The organism is Verrucomicrobiota bacterium, from assembly GCA_016200005.1.
GTDB lineage: Bacteria > Verrucomicrobiota > Verrucomicrobiia > Limisphaerales > PALSA-1396 > PALSA-1396.
In genome coordinates this window covers 116,315-139,605 of the sequence record JACQFP010000036.1, presented here as the reverse complement: position 1 = coordinate 139,605, position 23,291 = coordinate 116,315, and the positions used below count along the sequence as shown (strand labels likewise).

Annotated in this window: 26 protein-coding genes; 8 read left to right on the top strand and 18 right to left on the bottom strand. The window is 57.1% G+C overall.

What is annotated here, in order from left to right:
• Positions 1-39: 39 nt before the first annotated feature.
• Genes hpnJ through hpnH form a run of 4 tightly spaced genes read right to left on the bottom strand, consistent with a single transcriptional unit; the run spans position 40 to position 3,762 of the window.
• Positions 40-1,494 carry a hopanoid biosynthesis associated radical SAM protein HpnJ gene (gene hpnJ, locus HY298_13835; protein MBI3851337.1) on the bottom strand — a complete coding sequence of 485 codons (1,455 nt, stop codon included), beginning with the start codon at positions 1,492-1,494 and terminating at the stop codon, positions 40-42.
• A 3-nt stretch (positions 1,495-1,497) separates the two neighbouring features.
• The gene (locus HY298_13830; GenBank protein MBI3851336.1) at positions 1,498-1,923 is read right to left on the bottom strand and encodes a HEPN domain-containing protein; all 426 of its coding nucleotides are present in this window, start codon (positions 1,921-1,923) and stop codon (positions 1,498-1,500) included.
• A complete protein-coding gene (locus tag HY298_13825; GenBank protein MBI3851335.1) occupies positions 1,910-2,332 on the bottom strand; it encodes a nucleotidyltransferase domain-containing protein in 423 nt (140 codons plus the stop codon). The genes HY298_13830 and HY298_13825 overlap by 14 nt, the downstream gene beginning before the upstream one ends.
• A gap of 8 nt (positions 2,333-2,340) precedes the next feature.
• Positions 2,341-3,762, bottom strand: a complete 1,422-nt coding sequence (gene hpnH / locus HY298_13820) for an adenosyl-hopene transferase HpnH (GenBank protein ID MBI3851334.1) — start codon at positions 3,760-3,762, stop codon at positions 2,341-2,343.
• A gap of 240 nt (positions 3,763-4,002) precedes the next feature.
• Here hpnH and HY298_13815 point away from each other — a divergent pair, with 240 nt between their 5' ends.
• Positions 4,003-4,827 carry a hypothetical protein gene (locus HY298_13815; protein MBI3851333.1) on the top strand — a complete coding sequence of 275 codons (825 nt, stop codon included), beginning with the start codon at positions 4,003-4,005 and terminating at the stop codon, positions 4,825-4,827.
• Positions 4,828-4,874: 47 nt separating this feature from the next.
• On the opposite strand, the gene ispE is transcribed toward HY298_13815, so the two are convergent.
• From ispE to HY298_13765, 10 genes are all read right to left on the bottom strand, one after another.
• Positions 4,875-5,747 carry a 4-(cytidine 5'-diphospho)-2-C-methyl-D-erythritol kinase gene (gene ispE, locus HY298_13810; GenBank protein ID MBI3851332.1) on the bottom strand — a complete coding sequence of 291 codons (873 nt, stop codon included), beginning with the start codon at positions 5,745-5,747 and terminating at the stop codon, positions 4,875-4,877.
• 71 nt (positions 5,748-5,818) lie between these two features.
• Positions 5,819-6,259, bottom strand: coding sequence for an exosortase system-associated protein, TIGR04073 family (locus tag HY298_13805; protein ID MBI3851331.1), 441 nt, complete (start codon positions 6,257-6,259; stop codon positions 5,819-5,821).
• A gap of 67 nt (positions 6,260-6,326) precedes the next feature.
• The gene (gene tatC, locus HY298_13800; protein MBI3851330.1) at positions 6,327-7,346 is read right to left on the bottom strand and encodes a twin-arginine translocase subunit TatC; all 1,020 of its coding nucleotides are present in this window, start codon (positions 7,344-7,346) and stop codon (positions 6,327-6,329) included.
• A 27-nt stretch (positions 7,347-7,373) separates the two neighbouring features.
• The gene (locus HY298_13795; protein ID MBI3851329.1) at positions 7,374-7,511 is read right to left on the bottom strand and encodes a hypothetical protein; all 138 of its coding nucleotides are present in this window, start codon (positions 7,509-7,511) and stop codon (positions 7,374-7,376) included.
• Positions 7,508-7,660, bottom strand: a complete 153-nt coding sequence (locus HY298_13790; protein ID MBI3851328.1) for a twin-arginine translocase TatA/TatE family subunit — start codon at positions 7,658-7,660, stop codon at positions 7,508-7,510. The genes HY298_13795 and HY298_13790 overlap by 4 nt, the downstream gene beginning before the upstream one ends.
• 96 nt (positions 7,661-7,756) lie before the next feature.
• Positions 7,757-8,341 (bottom strand): OmpA family protein, encoded by a 585-nt coding sequence (locus HY298_13785; GenBank protein MBI3851327.1) that lies wholly within the window; start codon positions 8,339-8,341, stop codon positions 7,757-7,759.
• Positions 8,342-8,369: 28 nt separating this feature from the next.
• The gene (locus HY298_13780) at positions 8,370-9,548 is read right to left on the bottom strand and encodes a PD40 domain-containing protein (protein ID MBI3851326.1); all 1,179 of its coding nucleotides are present in this window, start codon (positions 9,546-9,548) and stop codon (positions 8,370-8,372) included.
• A complete protein-coding gene (locus tag HY298_13775) occupies positions 9,545-10,369 on the bottom strand; it encodes a TonB family protein (GenBank protein ID MBI3851325.1) in 825 nt (274 codons plus the stop codon). The genes HY298_13780 and HY298_13775 overlap by 4 nt, the downstream gene beginning before the upstream one ends.
• Positions 10,366-10,779, bottom strand: a complete 414-nt coding sequence (locus HY298_13770) for a biopolymer transporter ExbD (protein MBI3851324.1) — start codon at positions 10,777-10,779, stop codon at positions 10,366-10,368. Before HY298_13770 ends, HY298_13775 begins: the two co-directional genes overlap by 4 nt.
• 45 nt (positions 10,780-10,824) lie before the next feature.
• Positions 10,825-11,556, bottom strand: coding sequence for a MotA/TolQ/ExbB proton channel family protein (locus HY298_13765; protein MBI3851323.1), 732 nt, complete (start codon positions 11,554-11,556; stop codon positions 10,825-10,827).
• 356 nt (positions 11,557-11,912) lie between these two features.
• Between HY298_13765 and HY298_13760 the strand changes: the two genes are divergently transcribed.
• Together HY298_13760 and HY298_13755 are read left to right on the top strand one after the other, a co-directional pair.
• Positions 11,913-13,364, top strand: a complete 1,452-nt coding sequence (locus tag HY298_13760) for a DUF1501 domain-containing protein (protein MBI3851322.1) — start codon at positions 11,913-11,915, stop codon at positions 13,362-13,364.
• Positions 13,365-13,492: 128 nt separating this feature from the next.
• On the top strand, positions 13,493-14,338 hold the full coding sequence (locus tag HY298_13755) for a prepilin-type N-terminal cleavage/methylation domain-containing protein (protein MBI3851321.1): 846 nt from the start codon (positions 13,493-13,495) through the stop codon (positions 14,336-14,338).
• Positions 14,339-14,345: 7 nt separating this feature from the next.
• Here HY298_13755 and ruvB read toward each other — a convergent pair whose 3' ends face one another.
• The gene (ruvB, locus tag HY298_13750) at positions 14,346-15,362 is read right to left on the bottom strand and encodes a Holliday junction branch migration DNA helicase RuvB (protein MBI3851320.1); all 1,017 of its coding nucleotides are present in this window, start codon (positions 15,360-15,362) and stop codon (positions 14,346-14,348) included.
• Positions 15,363-15,570: 208 nt separating this feature from the next.
• Here ruvB and HY298_13745 point away from each other — a divergent pair, with 208 nt between their 5' ends.
• The gene (locus tag HY298_13745) at positions 15,571-16,002 is read left to right on the top strand and encodes a hypothetical protein (GenBank protein ID MBI3851319.1); all 432 of its coding nucleotides are present in this window, start codon (positions 15,571-15,573) and stop codon (positions 16,000-16,002) included.
• A gap of 165 nt (positions 16,003-16,167) precedes the next feature.
• A complete protein-coding gene (locus tag HY298_13740) occupies positions 16,168-16,980 on the top strand; it encodes a hypothetical protein (GenBank protein ID MBI3851318.1) in 813 nt (270 codons plus the stop codon).
• A 68-nt stretch (positions 16,981-17,048) separates the two neighbouring features.
• Here the strand turns inward: HY298_13740 and HY298_13735 are convergent, their stop codons facing one another.
• Entirely contained in the window at positions 17,049-17,912 is an 864-nt protein-coding gene (locus HY298_13735) for a type II secretion system protein (protein MBI3851317.1), read from the bottom strand.
• Between the two features lie 49 nt (positions 17,913-17,961).
• A complete protein-coding gene (locus HY298_13730) occupies positions 17,962-19,128 on the bottom strand; it encodes a deoxyhypusine synthase (protein ID MBI3851316.1) in 1,167 nt (388 codons plus the stop codon).
• 157 nt (positions 19,129-19,285) lie between these two features.
• Between HY298_13730 and lpxK the strand changes: the two genes are divergently transcribed.
• The 3 genes from lpxK to waaF are packed head-to-tail and all read left to right on the top strand — an operon-like array spanning position 19,286 to position 22,542.
• Positions 19,286-20,458, top strand: coding sequence for a tetraacyldisaccharide 4'-kinase (lpxK, locus tag HY298_13725; protein ID MBI3851315.1), 1,173 nt, complete (start codon positions 19,286-19,288; stop codon positions 20,456-20,458).
• Between the two features lie 3 nt (positions 20,459-20,461).
• A complete protein-coding gene (locus tag HY298_13720) occupies positions 20,462-21,409 on the top strand; it encodes a hypothetical protein (GenBank protein ID MBI3851314.1) in 948 nt (315 codons plus the stop codon).
• The gene (gene waaF, locus HY298_13715; GenBank protein MBI3851313.1) at positions 21,406-22,542 is read left to right on the top strand and encodes a lipopolysaccharide heptosyltransferase II; all 1,137 of its coding nucleotides are present in this window, start codon (positions 21,406-21,408) and stop codon (positions 22,540-22,542) included. Before HY298_13720 ends, waaF begins: the two co-directional genes overlap by 4 nt.
• 48 nt (positions 22,543-22,590) lie before the next feature.
• Here the strand turns inward: waaF and HY298_13710 are convergent, their stop codons facing one another.
• On the bottom strand, positions 22,591-23,259 hold the full coding sequence (locus HY298_13710) for a pseudouridine synthase (GenBank protein ID MBI3851312.1): 669 nt from the start codon (positions 23,257-23,259) through the stop codon (positions 22,591-22,593).
• Positions 23,260-23,291 lie beyond the last annotated feature (32 nt).

Below are 23,291 nucleotides of genomic sequence, written 5' to 3'. Positions count from 1 at the left end.
CATTTCGACGGCTCGCTGTAACGCTCGCCCCACCGTCAATTACGCCGCTGCGGCTTTCACCGCTTCAAGATCGCTGCGCCGCTGCGCCATGCTCTTGAAGAACTCGTAACCCTCGCGAAGGCGGCGGACGCAGACATCCTTGTCCTCCAGCATTGTTTTGATGATGCGCAGAATCGGTTTCGGGCGCAGGTAATAACGATGGTAGAATCGCTCAACGTTCGCATAGATTTCGTCCTTGCCCAGGCCGGGATATTCGAGCGCGCTTTGTTGGAAGCCGTCGCCTTCCACGAGGTCGGTTTTGTCTTTCTTCACGAACCAACCATTTTGCCGCGCCATTTCGTAAAGCTCCGTGCCTGGGTACGGCGCGGCCAACGAGACTTGCATGGAGAAAACGTCGAGTTCCTGAGCGAAACGGATGGTGTTCTCGATGGTTTCCTTCGTTTCGACGGGCAGGCCAAGGATGAACGTGCCGTGAATTACCACACCAGCTTGATGGCAGAACTTCGTGAAGCGGCGCATTTCGTCCATCGTCACGCCTTTCTTGATGCGGGTGAGGATGTCGTCGTTGCCGCTTTCGTAGCCGACGAGGAACAGGCGCAGGCCGTTGTCTTTGAAACTTTTGATCGTGTCGTAATCGAGGTTCGCGCGGCTGTTGCAGCTCCAGTGAACGCCCAGCGGGCCGAGTTTCTTCGCGATCTCGCGGGCGCGCGGGAGGTTCGCGGTGAAAGTGTCGTCGTCGAAAAAGAACTCGCGCACTTGCGGGAAGAGTTTCTTCATGTAGGCCATTTCGTCGGCGACGTTCTGCGGCGAGCGGACGCGGTATTTATGTCCGCCGATGGTCTGCGGCCAGAGGCAGAAGGTGCATTGCGCCGGACAACCGCGCCCCGTGTACATGCTGATGTACGGATGCAGGAGGTAACCGATGAAATATTTCTCGATCTGGAGGTCGCGCTTGTAAACGTCGGCCACCCACGGGAGCGCGTCCATGTTCGGAATCATTTCCCGCTCGGGGTTGTGTTTGATCATGCCGTCCTTGTCCTTGTAGGAAAGCCCGGCGATGGTCGCGAGGTCGCGGTCTTCGGCGACTTCGGCGCAGGTGTAATCGAATTCCTTGCGGCCGACCCAATCAATTGCAGGCGACGCCTTGAGCGTTTCAGTGGGCAACACCATCGTGTGCGCGCCGACGAAGCCGATCTTGGTCTCGGGCTTCTGCGCCTTGATGGCTTCGGCAACTTTGCAATCGTTCTTCAGCGAGGGCGTGCTGGTGTTGATGATGACGTGGTCGTAGTCCTTCGCGATGGTGAGGCACTTGGCGAGGTCAACGTCGTGCGGCGGACAATCGAGCAGGCGCGAGTTGGGCGTGAGCGCGGCGGGTTGCGCGAGCCATGTCGGATACCAATAGCTGGTGACCTCGCGCCGGGCCTGGTAGCGCGCACCCGCGCCGCCGTCAAAGCCGTCGAAGCTTGGAGGAGAAAGATAAAGTGTCTTGCTCATAAGTTATTTCGTGGGCGGTTTGGAAAAATATTGCGGCAGACTTTGCTGAATCAGTTCAAGCATCTGGCCAACCTGTGCGCGCAGGGTTTCGTAATTTGCGCCAACACTCGACCAGTCTCCACCCGGGTAATGTTGAGCGAAGAAATCCTCGGTCAATTCTTTGGCTGCGGCATCGAAGTTCCCAGATCCCGGTTCATAGCTTTGGGCCTCATCAAGCAGCTTTCGCAGATCGTGCGTCCGGTTCAGTCGCCATCCTTGGGCAACGAGGTAGCCCTTGAGATACCGCTCGGCGGCCTCCTGCAAAAGTTCAATGCCCGCATGGGTCAATCCCTCATGCCGCCAGGAAGAATCGGCCACGCGAAGCCGATCTCCGGCTGAGTAAAACCAATCCGCCGGATCGTTCTCATCAGAAGGCCTATTGGGCGGCATACAGTTCGATGCCCTTGCCGACGATGTCTTCGTAGAAGGGGCTCTTGACCGAGAGGCGTTCGGCGATCCGTTCGGGCGTCTTGCTGAGGATGGTGAAGGAAAATAACGGTCCTGGGACCGAGTCAAACGCGTTACGGATTTCAAGGTTGCTCGCCTTCTCGGAAGCGATGTTTCGCCGAATGACCAGCAGGTCCACGTCGCTATGCTCATCGGGTTCTCCGTACGCGTAGCTGCCAAAGAGGATGATTCTTTCGGGGCAGATGCTTTCCACGATGGCGCGGACAAACGGCTCCAGCCGATTGGCGATGCGATGCACCGGATGGCGCGGATCGTGAAGCGCGGGAAATTGTGTCGCGGTCCGATAAGCAACGGCCGTTTCATTCAATGCGCTCGCTTTCGCCTCTGCCATGAACAAACTCACTCGCCCTTCTTGGCATCAGCAATCTTCTCCAGCAACTCTTCGCGTTGCGAAGCATCCCCGTTGCCGCAACTGCCATTGCCGTTGTGTTCGTGCGGTTCTTCGCGACGTTGGAAAACGGCTTGGGCTCCGTTCATCGCGGCGCGCGGACTGTTGATGGCGGCCTTGGCTTCGGCGAGATGACCCTTGCCGATCGAGACGCCGTTGAACGCGCGCACGTCGCGGCCCGGATAATACGGCTTGGGCTTTGGCCAGAAGTTGTATTTGAAGTTTTTCCAGTTGTCGCCGCGTTGAAAGTTGGTGCCGAGCGCGCCACTGGGGTCGTAGCCGCAATGGACCATGCAATTCTCGCAGCGTGGATCGCGCGCGACGCCGTCCACAACGCCGTATTTGTCCCAGTCCACTTTCTCGAGCATTTCATGGTAGCCAGCGTAATGGCCGTCGGTCATGAGGTAGCAGGGCGCTTTCCAGCCTTTGATGTTACGGGTGGGAATCGCCCACGCGGTGCAGGTCAGTTCGCGTTTGCCGGCGAGGAATTCCTGATAGACCGGCGTGCCGAAAATGGTGAAGCGTTCGCCCCACTCCTGAATCTTGGCGAATTTTTGCCGCGTCATTTTGCGCGTGAGAAAGAAATCTTCGGGCTGCCGGTGAAGGCGCTTGACCATATCCTTCTTGGCGGCATCGTATTCGTAGCCCGGTGAAATTGTGTGACCATCGACTTCGAGCGATGAGAAGAACTCAAACATCCCTTCGATTTCCTTCACGTCGGTTTCTTTATAGACCGTCGTGTTCGTGGCGACCTGATAACCAAGAAGCTTCGCCATCTTGATGGCTTCGACACATTCCTTGAACACGCCTTCGCGCTCGACGATGAGATCGTGCGTGTATTCGAGGCCGTCGATGTGAACGTTCCAATACATCCACTTCGTTGGGCGGATCACGACCTTGCTGCGGGCCTTCTCGTCGCCGTTGCGAATTTGTTCGGCGTCCCTGGCAGTGATGAGGTTCTGGGATTTGAGATTTGCAATTTGAGATTCCAGCGCCGGCGAATAAATACTCGCCAGATAATCGCGCATCTTCTTCCGCATGAACATGCCATTTGTGCAGACATAGACGATGCGACCTTGGGCGAGGATGCCGTTCACCAACTCCTCGATCTTCGGATGAATAAGTGGCTCGCCGCCGCAGATGGAAACCATCGGCGCGTCGCATTCGTTGGCGGACGCGAGGCAATCCTCCAGACTCATCATGTCTTTAAGGTTGGTGGAATATTCGCGAATACGACCACAGCCGGTGCACGTCAAATTGCAGGTGTGGAGTGGTTCGAGTTGCAGCACCAAGGCAAATTTCGGAGTGCGCCGCAGTTTGTGTTTAATGATGTGACGAGCGATTTTCGCCGTCAACGCGAGTGGAAATCGCATAGGATTATTGAGCTTGAGCTACCTGTTTAACCGTCTCCAATTGCGGAACAGTAATCTCGGGCTGCGAAGGCTGGGGACTGGATTGCATCAGCCCCGGCAATAAGAATGTGGCCGGGGACACGCTGTGCGACGCATTGATGCCGCTGCAGCCGGTCCCGATTGCCGCAAAGACCGGAAAGATTGCAAATCTCAGGGTTTTCCAATTCAATCTCACTTTCGGAAACTATAAACCGGGTCATCATGTTGGCAACCATTAATTCTGCTTTTTATTTGCGACCTTTCCGCCGACGTGGCGGGCTTATTTTTGCAATCCTCATCCTGCTTGTCTCTCACAACCTGGCGTCGCTTGCCCGGGCCCAGGTCCAGCAGCAGATCGACCTACGAGCACGAGGTGCGCGAGTGTTTCTGGAAGCACAGGCGCTTTACAAACGAGAGATGAACCAGCCCGACGCCGCGTGGCACTTCGCGCGCGCCTGTTTTGACTGGGCGGACCTGGCCACCAACCACACGCAACGAGCGGAAATCGCGGAACTGGGAATCGCCGCCGGTCGCCAGGCCGTGGCGCGTGATCCGATATCGGCGGCGGCCCACTACTACCTGGCGATGAACCTGGCGCAATTGGCGCAAACCAAGAAACTGGGCGCGTTGAAAATCGTCGAGGAGATGGAGCGCGAATTCAAGGCGGCGCGCGATCTCGACAGCCGTTTTGATTTCGCCGGGCCGGAGCGGAACCTCGGCCTGCTTTACCGGGACGCGCCAGGTTGGCCTTTGAGCATCGGCAACCGCAACAAGGCGCGGCAGCACCTTCAGAAAGCCGTGGAGTTAAGCCCCGATTTTCCGGACAACCAGCTCAACCTGTTGGAAGCCTATCTGAGCTGGGGCGAAAAAAAGGCGGTGCAAGCCCAGCTTGAGAAGGTAGAGAAGGTTCTGACGACGGCCCGCAAACAATTCACCGGTGTCGAGTGGACATCAAGCTGGGCAGATTGGGATCAGCGTTGGGAAAAAATAAAATCCAAAGTCACGGAGACGACCAAACCGGTTGAAAGCCCCAAGCGTCAGAAGTAGCGCCGAATATCATTCGTGGACCTGACAAGTCGATCGCTGCGGTTCGATCAATGCGGAACAAGCGCCGTCCAGCACGTGGTTCCGAATTTCTGTCTGAACTTTTCGAGGGCCTGCTCGCCGTCCGATTGGCTTTGGAACAGCGCAAACGTCGTCGAGCCGCTGCCAGACATCAAAGTGGCGACGGCACTGTTGGCGCGGAAGAATTCCTGGAACAAAACCAGCAACGGATATTTTTTAAGCGCCGGGGCTTCGAGCGAATTATAGAAGGCTTCGCCTGCACTATGGAGATCGGGCTGTTGCAATAACGCGATCAATTTCGTCGCGCGACCCGGTCGGCCGTTCAGCGCTTCCGGGAAGCGAGACAGTTGCTGATAGGCCCAGGCGGTGGGAATGCCGAAGCCCGGATGCACGAGCAGCAGGCAGGCGCCGTTTAAGGCCGGAAACAAATCAAGTGCCTGAACTTTTTCGCCGCGGCCAGTCGCCAGTGCAGGTTTGCTTTGCAAAAAGAATGGAACGTCCGACCCGAGTGTGGCGGCGAGTTCGAGCAATTTTTCTGGCGAAAGCGGTTTTCCAAAAAGTTCGTTCAGGCCCAGGAGCGTGATGGCGGCGTTGGCACTGCCCCCGCCCAAACCGGCGGCCAGCGGAAGTTTTTTCTCGAGGTGGATGCAGACACCGTCCGTAATGGACGCCAACCTCAGAAATTCCGTCGCCGCCCGATGAACGAGATTGCCGCCGTCCGTGGGGAGGCTGGGATCATTGCACGTCAGTTTCAAGCCGCTCGCAGAACGTTTGAATGTGAGTTGATCGCAAACGTTGACCGGGTACATGACGGTTTCGAGTTCGTGAAAGCCATCCGGTCGTTTGCCCAGGATGTTGAGCAGGAGGTTGATTTTGCAGGGCGATGTCCGTTCCAGCGTCATCAAATAAAAAAGCGCCAACACCGAAATGTTGGCGCCGGGCGCACGAGGCGCGCAATTTCAAAAACTAAATGTTAGTTATCAAAGATGCGGAAACGGCTGCCCGGCATCATCGGTGCCACGTCGCCGCCGGCAAAACCGAGCGAGGTGTCGGGCGCGAACACCTGATCGGCGATCAAGTTCGGTTTGTAGCTGTCCGGATAGACCGGGTTGGGGGTCAGGTAATCAGTCGCGATCGGGTCGTATGAGGGAATTGGGAAGGTCGCCACCTCATAGACCCCGATAAACGTCCGCGCGATGCTGCGATTCAAGCCTTTGACGAAGCCGCCGGTGTAGGCCGTGTCCGGCCCGTCGGTCATGGCGGTCTGTTCGACGGTGCGACGGATTTCGCCGCCCCGGACAATTTCAAAAATGTTACTGACGCCGCGCCCGAATTTTTGTTCCGGCCCCGCGCAACCGGCAGAGAACAGTGTGAGCGTCAACACCGACGAAAGGAGAAAGAAGGAAGTGCGCATAATTTTTGTTTGTTGAGGAAAGCCTAACTCAATTCCAAAAGTTGTAAAGAGCGATTTCAGAAAGTTTTCACGGCACGGCATTGGCCTCCGCCTCCTGGCGTTTCCGCTCCTGGCGTTCCCAATACCAGGCAATCCAGATGCTGATTTCGTAAAGGGCCTGGAGGGGGATGAACATGATGACTTGCGTTAGCACTTCCGGTGTCGTCAAGAGCGCGCCCAGAATCAAATTGACCACGATCATGTAACGGCGGCCCTTGGAAAGGATGCTGTAATTCAAGATGCCGATCTTGACCAACACCAGAATCACCACCGGCATTTCAAAGCCCAGTCCCATGCCGAGCAGGAATTTGCAGACAAAGCTGATGTATTCCTCCGCGCGCCAGATGTTCGCCGAGAAGCCGAGCCAGTTGGAGTAAAGCTGGGACGCCGCCAGCGCAATGGGCATGAGGATGAAATAACAAAACGTGACGCCGACCATGAAAAGCGGCACGGCGACGAGAAGCCCGCGGTTCACGTATTTCTTCTCCTTCATCTTCAAAGCGGGGAAAACAAAGTTTGCGATGAAATAAAAGATGAACGGCGACGCCAGTGCCAGCCCACCGTAAAACGCGACCTGAAACGCTACAAAAAAGCCCCCCGCCGGGCTGAGCGTATTCAGATCGATCTTGAGTTTCTGCGCCGTCTCCGCCGCGTCGTTGTTCGTGTCCATCCGGATTCCCAACACCTGATTGCTGCCAATGGTGATCGGCGCCAGTTGCAGCGCCACGAATCGGTTCGTACCAAATTGAAAGGCGGCTTGCTGGTTTGCATCCAGTTGAAACACCCCCAGCCGGTTTGTGCCCAAGAGCAGCGTCACCACCTGGTTGGTGCCGGGATACCTGATCTTCGCCTTGTCGAGCGGGCGCTTGATGACACCGACCACGTAGTTGCCCGCGATCAGGCAAAGCAGCATCGCGACGGCAATCGAAACGACGATTTTGATCAGCGTCCAACGGAAATCTTCGAGATGCTCCAGGAAGGATTTGACCGGCCCGCCACCATCTTCGTCTTCGACATCGGTACGCACCTCATCGGGGTCGGTTGCCATGGCAAAAGCTGAATCAGCAGGATTCTATCAGACCTTGTGCTCGGAAGACTGGGGCACGGTGGGCGCGGCGGTCGCCGAACTTTCTTCCGGAAGTTTCTTTTGCGGAGGATAGCTGACGGACTTCGACGAGTCGTCATCCATTGCGTTATGGATTTCGTCGGTCACATCGCGCGTCGCCTTTTGAATTCCTTGATGCCTTGGCCCAGACCCTTGGCCAGCTCGGGCAGCTTCTTCGCGCCGAACAGAATCAACACCACCGCCAGGATCAAAACGATTTCCCAACCGCCAAAAAACCCAGCAAACATAATATTCATAAATTTACCTTTCTCGCTGAAACTAAGCTAAGGGGCTTTAATAGTAAAGCCCCAAAGCCGGTTAAGATTTGAGCTGAAATAGCTGTCCAATTCGGCTTACTTCGGCGGCGTCAGCACAACGAATACGCCACGGCGATTTTTCGCCCAAGCCGCTTCATCATGGCCGGGATCAGCCGGCTGATCCTTCCCAAAGCTGACGGTAAGAATCCGGTCGGGGCTGCTGCCAAGATTGGCCAAATACTCGCGCAACGCCAGAGCGCGGCGTTCGCCAAGGGAGCGATTGTATTCCTCCGTCCCGCGTTCATCGCAATGGCCTTCAATCCGCAGCGCGTTGCCGGGATTTTTCTTGATGTAATCCGCCACCGCTTCGATCTTGGATTTCTCGCTGGCCTTCACCGTCGAACTGTCGAAGTCGAAATAAACAGTTTGGGCGCTCAATGCAGCACGGTCCTCCGGCCAATTGGCGAATTTGCTGGGGTCGGCGGATTCGAGCAGGCCTGTACTGTCGGGTTTGATTTGGGAAGGCGGTTCAATCGGCGTACCGGCACCCGGCTCGCCCACCTTCCCCGCCCTCTGCCCCGGAAGCGGCGTGACGCCGTAAGGATTTTTTTTGCAACCGACGACTGCGACGGAGAGAACTAAAGCGGACACGATCAGGTTTAGAAATTTTACTTTTTTCATTTGTGTTTGGTTGTTAGGCGGGAAGTTATTATCTGGCCCAACTGGGCTGTGAGTTGCTTCCCGAAATGCGACTCACATTCTTGGTTTGTTTCGTTGGCACGTCAAGTAAAGAGAGACTGAGGTCGCCGCCACGACCACGGACAAAAATGACCGTGCGCGAGTTCGGCGCCCAGCAAGGGTCCTGTCCAGTCACCAAAACGGTGGCCGTGCCACCACCCGCCGGCACCGTGCAGATGTTGAACGCTCCCATCTGCGCGGTGAAGACGATGGTCTTTCCGTCCGGCGACCAGTCCGGCTCGGTGGCATTGCTGACGCCCGCGGTGGAAAGGCGCTTCATCGCACCGCCCGATGCAGAAACGATGTACAACGCCGCCCGGCCACTCACTCGCGAAGCAAAACAAATTGTGTTTCCGTCCGGCGACCAGCACGGCGACGATTCGCCTTCCTTCGTGGTGGTCAACCGTTTCAGGTTGCCGCCGTCCGCATCGCAAACGTAAAGGTTCGGGGCGCCGGCTTTGTTTGAAATGAACGCCAGTCTTCTTCCGTCGGTGGAGAGCGCGGCGCTGCTGCTGAAGCTGCCAAAATGAGCCACCGCCCGGCGCGCGCCGCTGGACAGATCGTGGGAAAAAATCTCCGGGTAACCCGCCTTGTAGGAAGTGTAGAGAAGCCCGAAACGTCCCGGCATCCAGGTTGGCGCCGCGACGAGGTTGTTGTCCCGCGTCACCACCTGCTTATTCCAGCCGTCATAATCGGCGATGTAAATCTCGCTCTTCCCTCCGGTATCAACCTTGAAGGCGATCTTCGTCTGCGCGATTCCCTTTTTTCTAGTGATCGCCAGCACAACATCGTCGGCCAGCGCATGGGCTTGGGATCGCGGCGTGCCCCCGGTGTAGGCTTTGGCGAGGAGCGAGGCTTTATTGATGCGGTCGGTCAGGTGACCTTCGACGCGACCATTGTTGCTGCCGCCGAGCAGATACTGCGCGGTGTCCGGCCCCTCGAATTTGAATCCCATGACTTCCAGATCGAACTTCAACACTGTGGCCACTTCGCCCGAAAATCCGCTCATCGAGATGAGGATGAGTTTCGCCATACCGGACTTCTCGATGTCAATTTCACTTTGCGTGGCTTGCGCCCGGACGGTTAAAGCCGAGCCTGCAAGAATGAGTGAGCAAACAATGGAAATCAGGAGTGGAATTTTGTTTTTCATCCGAGTAATCGTTTGGCTTTGAGGTTAAAATTGATCATGAAGGTGCGCTGCTGCTCCTTGGCGCCTGCCGGGAACGGCGCGACGAACTTGACGCGGTGTAAGGTTGCTTGAACCGATTTATCGACTGAGCCATTTGCGGAATCGCGGATGATGCGCGCGGAAATTACTGTCCCGCTGCGGTCAATTGTGACGCTCACCTTGGTGGTGGCGCTTTCATCGGTCACATCGTCGGGCGCGATCCACGCCTGTTCATAGACGCTCTTCACGACCTGGGCGTAGTTGGCGTAGGCTTCACCGCCGGGGCCAGGCATTTCAACGGTCGTGCTGGAGGACAACCCATCTTTGAGGCTGCGGAGTGCGGTTTTGAACTCGGCGGCTCTTCTGGCGGCTTCGGCGCGAGCCTTGGCTTGCGCCTCGGCTTTGGCTTGTTCTTTGGCCTTTGGATCGAGGTTGGAGCGATCAATCAATTTGGTGCTGACCTGCGGCAGCGGTTTGCGGGTGGGCTTCTCGTCCGGGATGGTTTCAGGTTTGGCCATCTTGGGCGGCTCTATTGGTTGGGGTTCCGGTTTCACGAACTTTTCCGGTTGCGGTTGCGGTTTAACCGCCTCGGGTGGCGGAGCGGGCGGCGGCGGTTGGGCGGTTGGATTCCCGCCGCCGGACATCAGTTCATCCACCAGTTTGGAAGGGATGACATCCAGCACGGGCATGTCATTCGCCACGTTTTTCCGCGACAGGAACGCCGGTCCCACCAGCAAGATCACAAACAGCAGCGAGTGCAGCGCCGCCGATGCGACAAAGCATTTTTTTTGCAATCGGTTCATCGTTTTCCTTTCGGCTCAGAACGAAGTGAAACGGTGATGCCGCGTGTGGCGCAAAGGTCCTGCAATTGGAACACCAAATCCCACGGTCTGCTCTTGTCTGCGTAGACGAGTACAACCAAGTTGGGATTTGCCTGGTGTTCCTTGGTCAACTCGGAATCCACCTGGGCGAGCGAAAACTTTTTCCCTTCCAGCAAATAGAAATTTGGCCCCACTTCCACAGTACGAAAATCCTCCTTGCGAAATGAACGATCGGGTTTGCCGCCCTTTGGCAGCTTCAGTTCCAAACCCTGCGTCAGCAAAGGAGTCGTGATGACGAAGATGATCAACAGCACAAACGCGAGGTCGAGCAACGGCGTGATATTGATCTCGCTGAGCGTAACCAAATGACTGCGTTGAGAAAAGCGGCGCATGTGAATAACTTTAAAGTTATAGGTTCATTGTTGAACGTTTGCGACTTACTCCTCGTCTTTCAAATATTCCGTCTCAATTTTTGAAACCAGTTCCTGCGCAAAGTTGTCCAGCTCGACCGTCATTACACGCAGATTATGCACCAACCAGTTGTAACCGAACATGGACGGGATGGCGACGAGCAATCCGGCCACGGTCGTGATGAGCGCCGCGGCCACACCGGGGGCCATCGCGGCCATCGTGGCGCTGCCTTGCTGGGCGATGTGGCCGAACGTGCTCATGACGCCCCACACGGTGCCGAGCAATCCGAGGAACGGTGCGCCACTCACGGCAATCGCGAGCAGAATCAAACCCGACTCCAGCTTGAGCGATTCCTGAGCGACCGTGTTTTCCAGTGAACGTTTGACGTGCTCCATGCTTTTGAGCGTAACGTGTTTTTTCCTGCCTTCATCGGAGCCGTCTTTTAGACGCGCGTCCAGTTCCAAGCTGCCGGCCTGATACACCATGAAGAGCGGACAACCGTCCACCTGGAGACGGCGGTCGAAAACGGCCAGCACATTTTTCTGCGTGCGGAATTCGGTGTTGAAGTAAAGATTGAGTTTCTTGGCGCGCCGCATCTGGAACGCCTTCTGGAACATCACGGACCAGGCAAGCACGGAGAAGAGTAGCAGGCAGACGATGACACCCTTGCCCTCGGGTGTAGCTTGCTCGATCACATAAAGCAGTTCTGCTTTATCTGTTCTGGCAACGGCGGCAGCTAGGAGAAACGGTGCATTCATTCCAACACGATTAAGCCCGCTAACTTGGTCGTGAGGAATGCGCCCAAGCGGTAACTAAAGCTTTCGGTAACGTTCGATGAAATTTTTAACAGCGCGTTCAATAAAATGCAAAAAGAATCTTCAAAAACTTTCTACCGCCTTTGGCACCTCCGACGCCAGTGTTTTTGTGTGGAGAATTTTGAGAACGGTTTCCAGCAGCGCACTTCCGGCATCGACTAAATGATTGCGGGAAAGCACCACCAGTGTATGCTGTTTCCAGACCGGCCATACCGCAGATCAGTTTGAATAGGCATGGCCTTTGGCGTGTCGTAAGTGAAGCGTGGTGGACGGACAACCGTACCCGGCAAATCATGGCGATGGAACATCACAAACCGAATCTTGAGCACCTGGCTTTGACCCGCCGCGATTTTCTTCATCGCTGCGGTATGGGCATGGGGGCACTCAGTTTGGCCAGTCTTTTCGGCGGTTTCCCAACCCCTTCCGCTCATGCCGCCGACTTCGGCACGTCACCCCTCGCGCCCAAAACACCGCAGTTCCCAGCCAAGGCCAAACGCGTCATCCACATATTCGCCAACGGCGGCCCGTCGCATGTCGATACGTTTGATCCCAAGCCGGCCTTGGAAAAATACGTCGGCAAGTTGCTGCCGATGGAAAATTTGAAGACTGAGCGCAAGACCGGCGCGGGATTTCCGTCGCCCTACCAATTCAACAAATACGGCCAAAGCGGGATTGAAGTGAGTGAACTTTTCCCGACGGTGGCCGAAAGCATCGATGACATCGCGGTAATCCGGTCGATGCACGCCGATGTTCCCAATCACGAACCGTCGCTCATGCTGATGAATTGCGGAGAGGCGCGCTTGGTGCGTCCCAGTCTGGGTTCATGGGTGACTTACGGTCTCGGCAGCGTGAACCAGAATCTTCCCGGCTTCATAGCCATGTGCCCGCGAGGCTATCCAATCCAGGAATCACAGAACTGGCAATCCGGCTTTTTGCCCGGCGTCTATCAGGGCACTTACATTGACACCCAGCACACCCAGATCGAGAAACTCATCGAGCACATCAAGAACAACTATGTCTCGCTCCCAGAACAGCGCGCCCAACTCGACCTCTTGCACACGCTCAACGAAACTCATCGCCAGAAACGCAGCGAAGATGCGCAACTCGAGGCGCGCATCCAGTCGTTCGAACTAGCTTACCGGATGCAATTGGACGCGACCGATGCCTTCGACATCACGCGCGAGCCGGAACACATCCGCAAAATGTATGGCGAAGGGACGCAAGCGCGGCAGATTCTCATCGCCCGCCGGTTGCTCGAACGCGGGGTGCGCTTCATCCAGGTCTGGCACGGCGAAGGTCAGCCGTGGGACAGCCACGACGACATCGAAATCAACCATCGTCGCCTCGCCAAGGAGTGTGATCAAGGCATCGGCGCGCTCTTAAAGGATTTGAAGCAACGCGGCATGTTGGAGGATACGCTCGTAATTTGGGGCGGAGAATTTGGTCGCACGCCAACTGTGGAATTGCCGACGCCCGGCGCAAACGCCGGCAAAATCAATGGCCGCGACCACAATCATCACGGCTTCACGATGTGGATGGCGGGCGGTGGCGTGCGTGGTGGTTACGTTCACGGCGCGACAGACGAATACGGTTTTCAAGCGGTCGAAAACAAAGTCCACGTCCACGATCTGCACGCCACGATTCTTGCGCTGCTTGGTTTCGACCACGAGAAGCTGACTTTCCGGCATTCCGGTCGCGACTTTCGGCTCACCGATGTTCACGGGCATGTGGTCAACGAACTCATCACTTGAGTTCACCCAGTTCGTGGGGCGCTCCCCATCCCGGTTCCTCAATCCGGATTTGACAGTTGCGCCCCTGCTGGCAAGTTAAGCCCACTCAAGTGCGACGCTACCCAGACATCGCTTTGTGTTCCTTGGCGATGAAAGCGACAAGAAGCCACGCCCGCCGTGGCTGCGCTGCCGGTTTCACTTTGATTGAACTGCTGGTCGTCATCGCCATTATTGCCATCCTCGCCGGACTGTTGTTGCCCGCTCTGGGGAAGGCCAAAGCCAAGGCGCAGCAGATCGGGTGTCTCAACAACTACCGCCAGCTCCAACTCTGCTGGCAGATGTACTGCGACGATCACGGTGACGCGCTCCCCGCCAATGAAGCGCTCGTGACCTCGGCGCGCGCAGGCTTGAGTGTGGGAGCCAACTCCTGGTTGCAGGGCAACGCCTGGACCGACACCACACTGACGAACATCCAACGGGGTGTGATGTTCAATTACAACCAATCCGTCAACATCTACAAGTGCCCGACCGATCGCTCCACCGTTCGCGACCAGGGCCAGATTCCGCGCACTCGCAGTGTGTCCATGAACATGTACATGAACGTGCGCGGGGATCCGACGGACTCTGACTTCAAAAGGTGCTGGCACAAGCTGGCGCAGATTCGCAACCCTGGCCCCACCAAGGCCATCGTTTTCATCGACGAAAACGAAAAGAGCATCCAGCAGAGCGCGTTCGGCATCAACGCGCCGGATCAGTGGTGGCTCTTTGGAACGACGCTCTGGACCTGGATCAGCTTCCCCGCCACGCGGCATAATAACGGCGGCACGTTCACGTTTGCCGACGGTCATGCCGAGGCCTGGCACTGGATGGAACCCAACACGATGCGGATCTCCGGTTTGAACACCTGGACCGTGCTGCAACCGGCCGCCAACAACGGCGACCGTGACCTCGGTCGTCTGTTCAGAGCCGTGCCCGAGAAGGTGCCGATCTTCTGAACCGCGATCAGAGCAAGCCCTGCTGGTTTCCTTTCAGCGCTTTCAAGCCGAGTTTCTTGTAACTCAATTCCGTGGCGACACGGCCTTGCGGCGTGCGATTCAGATAACCCTCCATGATGAGATACGGCTCATAGACTTCTTCGAGTGTGTCCGGCTCTTCGCCAACTGCAACCGAGAGCGAACCAACACCCACCGGTCCGCCACCAAATTTCACGATAATGGTTTCGAGGATGCGCTTGTCCATTTCATCGAGACCATTCTGATCGATTTCAAGCATCGCGAGCGCCTTGTCCGCGACGTCGGCGGTGATGCGGCCATCGTGTTTGACCTGGGCATAATCGCGGACGCGACGAAGCAGGTTGTTCGCGATGCGCGGCGTGCCGCGACTGCGCCGGGCGATTTCGTGCGCACCGGCGTCTTCAACCTCGACGTTCAACAGGCGCGCCGAGCGGACGATGATCGTTTGCAATTGATCGGCGTGGTAATAATCGAGCCGCTCGCGCACGGCAAAGCGCGTCAGCAACGGCGCGGTGAGCAATCCGCTGCGCGTCGTTGCGCCAATGAGCGTGAAGCGCGGCAGGTTGAGCCGCACACTTCGGGCGTTCGGGCCTTGATCGATGATGATGTCCAACTTGAAATCTTCCATCGCCGGATAAAGATATTCCTCGATGGTTTTTTGCAACCGATGGATTTCGTCGATGAACAGCACGTCACCCTCTTCGAGATTGGTGAGCAAGCCGGCAAGGTCGCCCGCCTTTTCGATGGTCGGGCCGCTGGTGCTTTTGAGATTTGCGCCCATCGCCTTGGCGAGGATATTGGCGAGCGTGGTTTTGCCCAAGCCGGGCGGGCCGTTGAGCAGGATATGGTCGAGTGCTTCGCCGCGTTGCCGGGCGGCGGCGACGGCGATTTCCAGTCGCTCCTTGACCTTGGCCTGGCCGGTGAATTCGGAAAAGAGGGAAGGGCGCAGCGTCATCTCCAACGCAACGTCGGGTTTGTTCAAAGTAGAAACCGGTCGCTCAGCCATCGCGCGACAGAATGCGGAAAGGGCGAAAGGGCGGCAAGGGGAAACGCGAAACACGGCGCGGCGGCAACGCTTGTGAAACGCGCGGTCTGCAAAACCGCGACAAGCTCAAGCAACTCACTCCGTTACTGCATGTGGACTTGATTGAATCGGGCTACTTCAGGGCTTTTGTGGTGCTTGACGGCTTACGTTGGCAGACATAACTTTTGCCATGGCTCCGCTCCAACAACGGTTCGATGAAGACAGCATCACGCGGGAAGAATGGGCATGGGTTGAGGATTTGATCAAGGATGTCGCCCGCGAAGCGGAAAGTGATCTCTTCGCCCAGAAACTTTTCCAGTGGGACCTGGCCGTCAAACAATTCCGAAAAATCGAGAACAAGCGCATCATCCTCGGCACCCCGAAGCCAATCGATCTGCAATTTCACGCCCTTTGCCTTCATGGACTCCTCGCCATCGGACGCGCTTTGATAATCGATTCAAGACGGTTCAAGCCGGACGACCTCGCGAGATTCAAGATCAAGCACGAAGAGATTGAAGCTTATGTGGAGGAGTTGGAGCAGAGTCTTCGCGAATGGCATCACGGCTTCACTGAGGATGAGTTGATAAAGGTTCGGGAGGCCGTATTCGGTGCCAAGGCCTGATTACATCGCCAATCTCCACGGCGCAAAATATGATCTACGGTTTTGCTCCGGTTCTGAGAAACCGGAAATGCTGCGCCGATACAAGGTCGCGCTCGAGACAGCTTCCCGACGTTCCGGTTTTTCCGGTCCCGCATTGGAGGCCGCAGTGGCGCGGGATTTTGGTGATTGGGTGAAGCAGGAGAGACTTCCCAAACCGCCGCAAAAGAAACCCTGATGCGCCGCCAGCAATACCGCGACAAACTCAAGCAACTCGCCCCGCCGCCGCGGATGGATTTGATTGGGTCAACCTTTTTATTTATGAACCGTCGGCGCCTTGCACTCTGGGTCTTTGTCGTATTGGCGATTAGCGGAGTAATTCTGTCTTGGTATAAATCAGAGCCTCGTTTCCAAGGGAGGCCCCTGAGAGTGTGGCTAACTGAAGTCCGAAGCGGCAATCCCTCAGCAGCTAATGTTATTCGTGGACTCGGAACGAATTCGTTGCCAGCTCTGTTGCGAATGGTCCAAGACAAAGACCCATCTTGGAGACAATCTTGGACGAGATTGCGTCGGGAGTGGGACAAAAGACAAATCAGAGGGACTATCGAATATGCTTACCCGCCCGGTGAAGAGTGCCGCGTTCTTGCAGTCTCTGGCTTCAACGCACTTGGACCGATTGCTGAACCAGCCATCCCTGAATTGACGCAACTTTTAAATGGGGAAGACACTGCATATTACGCTGCGAGCGCACTTGCGGCTATTGGTCCTAAAGCAGTGCCAGCTTTGGTTACCGGACTGAGAAACTCAAACGCGTGGGTGCGTTCCAGAACCGCAATGGTTATATCGTTTGCACCCTGGTCAATCACATCGTCGAATGCTTCAGTTCTGGTTGGTTCGCTTATCGATGGCTTGAAAGATGGCGATGGTAATGTTCGCGTGTTCTGCGCAGAGGCGCTGAAAAAGATCGACCCTGAAGCCGCAGCCAATGGTGTCGCCAAGTAGGTCACGGCATCTTCGGGCCGCCTTTGCGGCTAGGTTTTGGGGGCTGTAGAACGCGAGCCAACAAACCGTCATTCACGGATGGACGTGTGCTCGGACAGGTAACGCATGTCCACGTTTCCCGGCGTCGGTTGCACGGAGGAAGACATGAAAATTCCGGTGATCCGCTGTTTGGTTCGAGCGTCCAGCCACTTGTGGATTTCGGCGTGGCCATCGGCAAAACCCAGCCCGCCCGCTCCGTTATGATAGCTGGCCGGAACATCGATCATGTAAATCCGTGCGTCCGGGACTCCGTCGTTCATTGCAACCGCGAAGTCACCGAAGTTAATGCTGTCCGGATGCTCATCAATCAACACGTAGGCCTTGGCATGACCCATCTTGTCGATGTCAGTGAGTTTGCGGAAGACGCGGTATTTGGCGCCGGTGAGATAACTCATCCAGTCGTCGCGTGAATTCATTGCCTGGCTCATCGAGATGCTGCGCACGCGCGGATATCTCACGCCTTTGATGGTGACGGTGCTCTTGTCCGAAGGGCATTTGTAGATCCCGGCAGTTTTCGCCGTGTAGGGCGCGAGCTTTGCGTATTGCGGGTCGGTGAGGAAAACCGTGTTGGTGTTGTCGGGATTTCCGCCGTTGTAATCGAGAATTCCTCTGACCCAGCCGGAACCGGTAGCCGTTAAATCGTTCGTCACAAGGTTCCCGCCATGGTCGTCGGCATACATGATCCAGGCGAGAGTCAGTTGTTTCATGTTGCTGAGACACTGGAGACCTCTCGCCTTTTCCTTGGCCTTGGACAACACCGGCAGCAGAAGTCCAGCAAGAATAGCGATGATGGCAATGACAACCAGCAACTCGATCAAGGTGAATGCGAAAGCCAAAAACCGCGATGCTCTACGCGGTTCAGCGTTCCGCCCGGCGCTGGTTTTGGTGGGCATCGTAGAGTGAAATGTGCGAATCCTCATGTCACTCGTTCAGCAAATCCTGCTAACGCTTCTTCAGACCCGCACTGCTGGCGCGCTTCGCAATCTTCCGGCTCGTCTTGATTTTGCTCACCGTTCCCATTTTCAAGTAGAGCGATCTGACCCGGTCCAATAACTCGTCCCGTCGATCATAAAGCCTTTTCAATCTGCGAGGCTTGACGCGGCTCAGACAGTAAGCGGTGAGCAATGGCAGCGAGATGGTGGAATCGACGTAGGCGACGACGCAATCCGGCAGCGTGTCGGGATCGACCTTGCCCCAGCTCACGGCTTCCGCAGGCGTCGCTCCGCTCAGCCCGCCGGTGTCGGGACGAGCGTCCGTGCACTGGAGAAAATAGTCATGCCCTTTTTCGGGGATGCCCATCACTTCCTGGATTTGCGGCTCGGTCTGGAGCATGAAGTTCTTTGGTGAACCCCCGCCCAGGATGAACACGCTCGATTTGTGGCCGGTCGATTTCGCATCATACACGATTGCCGCGGTCTGGTTCACGTCGCGGTTCACGTCGAACTGCAACTTGGAATCGCGGAGCGCCATCGCGGCGACATTCATGCCGATGGAACTGTCACCCGGACTGCTGGTGAAGATGGGGATGCCGGATTCGTAAGCCGTGGCGAGGACGGAACTGTCATTGAGCCTCAGTTTCTTGCCGCGTTCGCAAACATATTTGCCGAGCAGATAGTGAAATTCATCCGTTCCCATTGGGCGTTGGAACTCCGCGCCCTGGATGACTTCGCGGACAAACGCGTCGGTGTCGAGCAACACATGATAGTCGAAGAGCACGTCGTAGATGCGAATGACGCCGTCGCGATGCAGTTCCACGTCGTCCAGGAACGGCGAGCCCGCATAGAGTTTCATGTCGAGACCGTAGTGCAGATCGTGATAAAGATTCGCGCCGGTGGAGACGATCCAATCAATGAAGCCGGCCTTCATCAGGGGAATCAAACACGATTTACCAAGGCCTGCGGGAGTGAGCGCCCCGGTCAAACTCATGCCGATGAAGCCATCCTTTGGCAGCATTTTTTCAGTGAGCAACCTGGCCGCTTCACGCACGCGCCCGCCGTTGTATGCAAGGAACGTCTGGTCGATCAGGTCGGCGGCGGAAACGTTTTTTCCGACGCCCAGGGGATTCAATCTTGGATACGCCGCAAACCTGGTGGAACGTCTTTTACTCATGCGCGCGAGTGTTGCGAAATCAATGGTAAAGGCAAACGGAAAACGAGAGGCGCCATCGGTGATGTGTGATTGGTGATTCGTAAAACCGGCGCAAGTGCGGGCTGCCCTTGACGCTTCAACTTGCTCTGGCCGGAGCGACTTGGCAGACTGCGCGGCAATGCGCGAATCATTTCGGGCGTGGACGGAAGCCACCGAGACGTTTGTTCTCGAAGTCATCCTGGAAGAGCGGCGCGGCAAGCGCGCGGCGATCCTGCGCACGTGTCTGCTCGGCTTGTCCAAGCTGTTTCAACTCGCCGTCAAAGCCCGCCGGTTTCTTTACAACGTCCGTATCCTGCGCGACTCCACGCTCGGCGTGCAGGTCATCGCCATTGGCAATCTCACCGTCGGCGGCACCGGCAAAACGCCCGTCGTGGAAAAATTCGCGCGCGAACTCAAGGACGCCGGGCGCACCGTGGCCATTCTCTCGCGCGGTTACCGTTCCAAGCCTCCGCCGCTGAGCAAACGGCTGCTCGACAAATTTCTGTTCCGCGAAGAAAGCACACCGCCGCGCGTCGTCTCGGACGGCAAATCGTTGCTGCTCAATTCCGAGACCGCCGGGGACGAGCCGTACATGCTGGCGTCCAATCTGAGGGACGTGGTGGTGCTGGTGGACAAAGACCGCGTCAAAAGCGGCCGTTACGCCATCGAGAAATTCGGCTGCGACACGTTGCTGCTCGACGACGGATTTCAATACTGGAAATTGCGCGGTCGGCGGCACGACGTGGTGTTGGTGGATTGCCAGCAGCCCTTTGGCAATGAGCGGTTGCTGCCGCGCGGCACATTGCGTGAACCGCCGTCGCACCTGGCCCGCGCCAACACGATTTTCATCACCAAGAGCGACGGGAACACGCACGCGCTGCGCCGGCGAATCGAAGAATTCAATCCGACCGCCGGCATCATCGAATGCACCCATCATCCGCTCTATCTGGAAGATGTTTTTTCCGGAGAACAGGTGAAGTTAGACTTTCTCAAAGGGCGGAAAGTGGCTTCGCTCAGCGGAATCGCCCAGCCGGAAAGCTTCGAGAAAAGTCTGGTGACGTTGGGTGGCGAATTGGTTTACTCGAAGCGCTTTGCCGACCACCATCGCTTCACGCAACAGGAAGTGCTCAACGCCATCAATCGCAGCAAGAAACGTCAGGCCGCCGCCATCATCACCACGCAAAAGGACGCCGTGCGCTTTCCCAAGATCGACCGGCGCGACCTGCCCATATACTTCATGCGAGTGGAAATCAAAATCCTGAGCGGCGCCGACGGTTTTCGCGATTGCGTGGACAAAATCTGCTTCCGCTAAACCATGGAAAAGTTGCTCTACATTCTGGCGCGCGGTGTGATTGGACTGTTGCAATCGCTTTCGCTGACTGCCGTCGCGCGGTTGGGGCGGGCCGGCGGCACGCTGGTGTACTGGCTGGACGGACGCCATCGGCGCGTGGCGACGCGTAACCTGACCATGTGCTTTGGTGAGAAGCCCGCAGCGGAGATCAACGCGGTGGCGCGCGAGAATTTCCGTCGCATCGGCGAAAACTTTGCCTGCGGGGTGAAAACGGCGGCCATGACGTCCGAGGCGTTGCAGTCGCGGTTCGAGTTTGTGGATGCTGGAAAAACAGTGGCCCGAACCGATGGCCGATGCCCTTACTCTTGCATCGTCGCCATCGGGCACTTTGGCAACTTCGAACTCTACGCGCACATGGGCAAATTTTTTCCCGGCTGCCAGTTTGCCACCACCTATCGCGCCTTGCGGCAGCCTTCATTGAACCGCTTGTTGACCTCGTTGCGCGAACGCTCCGGTTGCCTTTTCTTTGAACGGCGCGTGGACGGTCCGGCCTTGCGCGCCGCTTTCAGCAAGAACAATCTCGTGCTCGGTCTGTTGTCCGACCAAAGCACCGGGAAACGCGGCGTGCGGTTGCCGTTCCTCGGTCACGAGTGCTCCACCTCCACCGCACCGGCGATCTTTGCCCTGCGCTATCGCCTGCCGCTGCACCCCGGAATTTGTTTTCGCACCGGTCTCGCGCGCTGGCGGATTGAATTCGGCGAAGAAATCCCCACGCGCGAAAACGGCCAACCCCGTTCGCTCGACGCGATCATGGCGGATGTCAATCGTGCGTTCGAGGTTGCCGTCCGTCGTGACCCGGCCAACTGGTTCTGGGTACACAATCGTTGGAAGGCGGACAAACCCGGCCTCGCCAGGACCGAGATGGACGCCACCGGCGAAACCGTCATCCTGTCGCAACGCGATCTGCCATGACTTCGCGTCCCGAACGGTTGCTCGTGCGCGGCGTCAACTGGCTGGGCGACGCGGTGATGACGACACCGGCGCTGCTGCGATTGCGCGAGCGGTTCCCCCAAACGCACATCACGCTGCTGACGCCGGCGAAACTGCGCGATCTCTGGCGACAACATCCGGCCATCAACGAAGTCAATTCTTTTGGGGCGGGCGAGAGTTTGTTTTCCGTGAGCCGCAAGCTTCGCGCAGGGAATTTCGACATGGCTCTCGTGCTGCCAAACTCGCCGCGTTCCGCGCTGGAAGTCTGGCTCGCTGGCATTCCCAACCGTGTCGGCTACGCAGCCAATTGGCGAAGCTGGCTGTTGACCCAACCCATTCCTCCGCGTCCCGGCGCTGTGCCAATGCAGAAGCGTTCTCCAAGCGAAATTAAACAATTGATCAACTCCACCTCCGCCAGTGACCATCACGCATCACGCATCACGCATCACGATCCGGCTCATCATCTCCACCAGTATCTTCATCTCGCCGCCGCGCTTGGTGCGAACCCGGAGCCACTCACACCGCAATTGTTCGTCGCGCCGGAAGAAGTCGCAGCCGCGCGGAAAAAATGTGGACTCGCTGAAATTGCACAACCAGCGTTTGGCTTGAGTCCGGGTGCCGAATACGGCCCGGCCAAACGCTGGCCGCGCGAACGTTTCGTCACCGCCGCGCGTGAAATTCAGCGGCGCACGAATTGCCGCTGGTTGATTTTCGGCGGCAACGCCGATGTGGAACTTGCCGGCCAGATCGCCGCCGAAATCACGCCTCGCGCCTCACGCCTCACGCCGGCACTGAACCTGGCCGGCAAAACCTCTTTGGGCGAGTTGATGGCGCTGCTGAAGACTTGCCGGGTCCTCCTCACCAACGACAGCGGCCCAATGCACGTCGCCGCCGCGTTGGGGACTCCAGTGGTGGTGACCTTCGGCAGCACCTCGCCGGAATTGACTGGTCCGGGCTTGCCCGGCGACCCGCGACATCATTTGCTCTCCGCCCACGTTCCTTGTTCTCCTTGCTATCGGCGCTCGTGCCCCATCGACTTCCGTTGCATGAACGGCATCAACGTGGCGCAAGTCGTCGAGGCGGTTTTGCAAGTTGCCCCGCCCCGATTGTCTTAGCGGAACGATGGAGTTGGGAACGTGCCGCCGCGCTTCCGGTGTGCGAATTCATTCCGCTTCCGCGAGTGTCCGTTCATCAGCTTTGAGAATCTTCCATTCCCCCACCGGCAGATTTTCCAAGCCCAAGCCGCCAATTCTCACGCGCACGAGTCGCAACGTCGGATGGCCGATGACCGCCGTCATGCGGCGCACCTGACGATTCTTCCCCTCGATCAATTCCAATCCGATCCAGCACGTCGGCACATTTTTGCGAAAGCGGATGGGCGGGTCACGAGGCGGGAGTCTTGCCGGCATGGCTTCTTCCTCCGAATGGTAGGAGACGACGTGAGGAGGCTCTGACTTCTCTTCGGCATGTTTGAGTCTCCTTACGTCGTCTCCTACCACTATTGGCTGCGGGTCGATCAGCCACGCACGGCAGGGCAACGCCTTTCGGCCTTGAATCACAACTCCCTTCTGAAGCATCTGCAAAGCCTCCGGCGTTGGAATGCGCTCGACTTGCGCCCAGTACTCGCGTTCGTGGGCGTGGCGCGGATGCAAGAGCCGCTCGTTCAATTCCGACTCGTCACTCAACAACAGCAACCCTTCCGAATCCGCATCCAGCCGGCCAATGGGATAAACATTTTCTGGAAAACCAAACTCGGCCAGCGTGCGGTTGGTCGAGCCGTCCCGCGTGAATTGGGAAATGACTCCGTAAGGTTTGTTAAACGCGATCAGCATGGAACGGGAATGGAGTTTGGGAGTGATGGAGC

Excerpts from the sequence above, each read along its gene's own strand:
- hpnJ (MBI3851337.1), bottom strand. The coding sequence starts at position 1,494 with ATGAGCAAGACACTTTATCTTTCTCCTCCAAGCTTCGACGGCTTTGAC.
- HY298_13830 (MBI3851336.1), bottom strand. The coding sequence starts at position 1,923 with ATGCCGCCCAATAGGCCTTCTGATGAGAACGATCCGGCGGATTGGTTT.
- HY298_13825 (MBI3851335.1), bottom strand. The coding sequence starts at position 2,332 with ATGGCAGAGGCGAAAGCGAGCGCATTGAATGAAACGGCCGTTGCTTAT.
- hpnH (MBI3851334.1), bottom strand. The coding sequence starts at position 3,762 with ATGCGATTTCCACTCGCGTTGACGGCGAAAATCGCTCGTCACATCATT.
- HY298_13815 (MBI3851333.1), top strand. The coding sequence starts at position 4,003 with ATGTTGGCAACCATTAATTCTGCTTTTTATTTGCGACCTTTCCGCCGA.
- ispE (MBI3851332.1), bottom strand. The coding sequence starts at position 5,747 with ATGACGCTGGAACGGACATCGCCCTGCAAAATCAACCTCCTGCTCAAC.
- HY298_13805 (MBI3851331.1), bottom strand. The coding sequence starts at position 6,259 with ATGCGCACTTCCTTCTTTCTCCTTTCGTCGGTGTTGACGCTCACACTG.
- tatC (MBI3851330.1), bottom strand. The coding sequence starts at position 7,346 with ATGGCAACCGACCCCGATGAGGTGCGTACCGATGTCGAAGACGAAGAT.
- HY298_13790 (MBI3851328.1), bottom strand. The coding sequence starts at position 7,660 with ATGAATATTATGTTTGCTGGGTTTTTTGGCGGTTGGGAAATCGTTTTG.
- HY298_13785 (MBI3851327.1), bottom strand. The coding sequence starts at position 8,341 with ATGAAAAAAGTAAAATTTCTAAACCTGATCGTGTCCGCTTTAGTTCTC.
- HY298_13780 (MBI3851326.1), bottom strand. The coding sequence starts at position 9,548 with ATGAAAAACAAAATTCCACTCCTGATTTCCATTGTTTGCTCACTCATT.
- HY298_13775 (MBI3851325.1), bottom strand. The coding sequence starts at position 10,369 with ATGAACCGATTGCAAAAAAAATGCTTTGTCGCATCGGCGGCGCTGCAC.
- HY298_13770 (MBI3851324.1), bottom strand. The coding sequence starts at position 10,779 with ATGCGCCGCTTTTCTCAACGCAGTCATTTGGTTACGCTCAGCGAGATC.
- HY298_13765 (MBI3851323.1), bottom strand. The coding sequence starts at position 11,556 with ATGAATGCACCGTTTCTCCTAGCTGCCGCCGTTGCCAGAACAGATAAA.
- HY298_13760 (MBI3851322.1), top strand. The coding sequence starts at position 11,913 with ATGGAACATCACAAACCGAATCTTGAGCACCTGGCTTTGACCCGCCGC.
- HY298_13755 (MBI3851321.1), top strand. The coding sequence starts at position 13,493 with ATGAAAGCGACAAGAAGCCACGCCCGCCGTGGCTGCGCTGCCGGTTTC.
- ruvB (MBI3851320.1), bottom strand. The coding sequence starts at position 15,362 with ATGGCTGAGCGACCGGTTTCTACTTTGAACAAACCCGACGTTGCGTTG.
- HY298_13745 (MBI3851319.1), top strand. The coding sequence starts at position 15,571 with ATGGCTCCGCTCCAACAACGGTTCGATGAAGACAGCATCACGCGGGAA.
- HY298_13735 (MBI3851317.1), bottom strand. The coding sequence starts at position 17,912 with ATGCCCACCAAAACCAGCGCCGGGCGGAACGCTGAACCGCGTAGAGCA.
- HY298_13730 (MBI3851316.1), bottom strand. The coding sequence starts at position 19,128 with ATGAGTAAAAGACGTTCCACCAGGTTTGCGGCGTATCCAAGATTGAAT.
- lpxK (MBI3851315.1), top strand. The coding sequence starts at position 19,286 with ATGCGCGAATCATTTCGGGCGTGGACGGAAGCCACCGAGACGTTTGTT.
- HY298_13720 (MBI3851314.1), top strand. The coding sequence starts at position 20,462 with ATGGAAAAGTTGCTCTACATTCTGGCGCGCGGTGTGATTGGACTGTTG.
- waaF (MBI3851313.1), top strand. The coding sequence starts at position 21,406 with ATGACTTCGCGTCCCGAACGGTTGCTCGTGCGCGGCGTCAACTGGCTG.
- HY298_13710 (MBI3851312.1), bottom strand. The coding sequence starts at position 23,259 with ATGCTGATCGCGTTTAACAAACCTTACGGAGTCATTTCCCAATTCACG.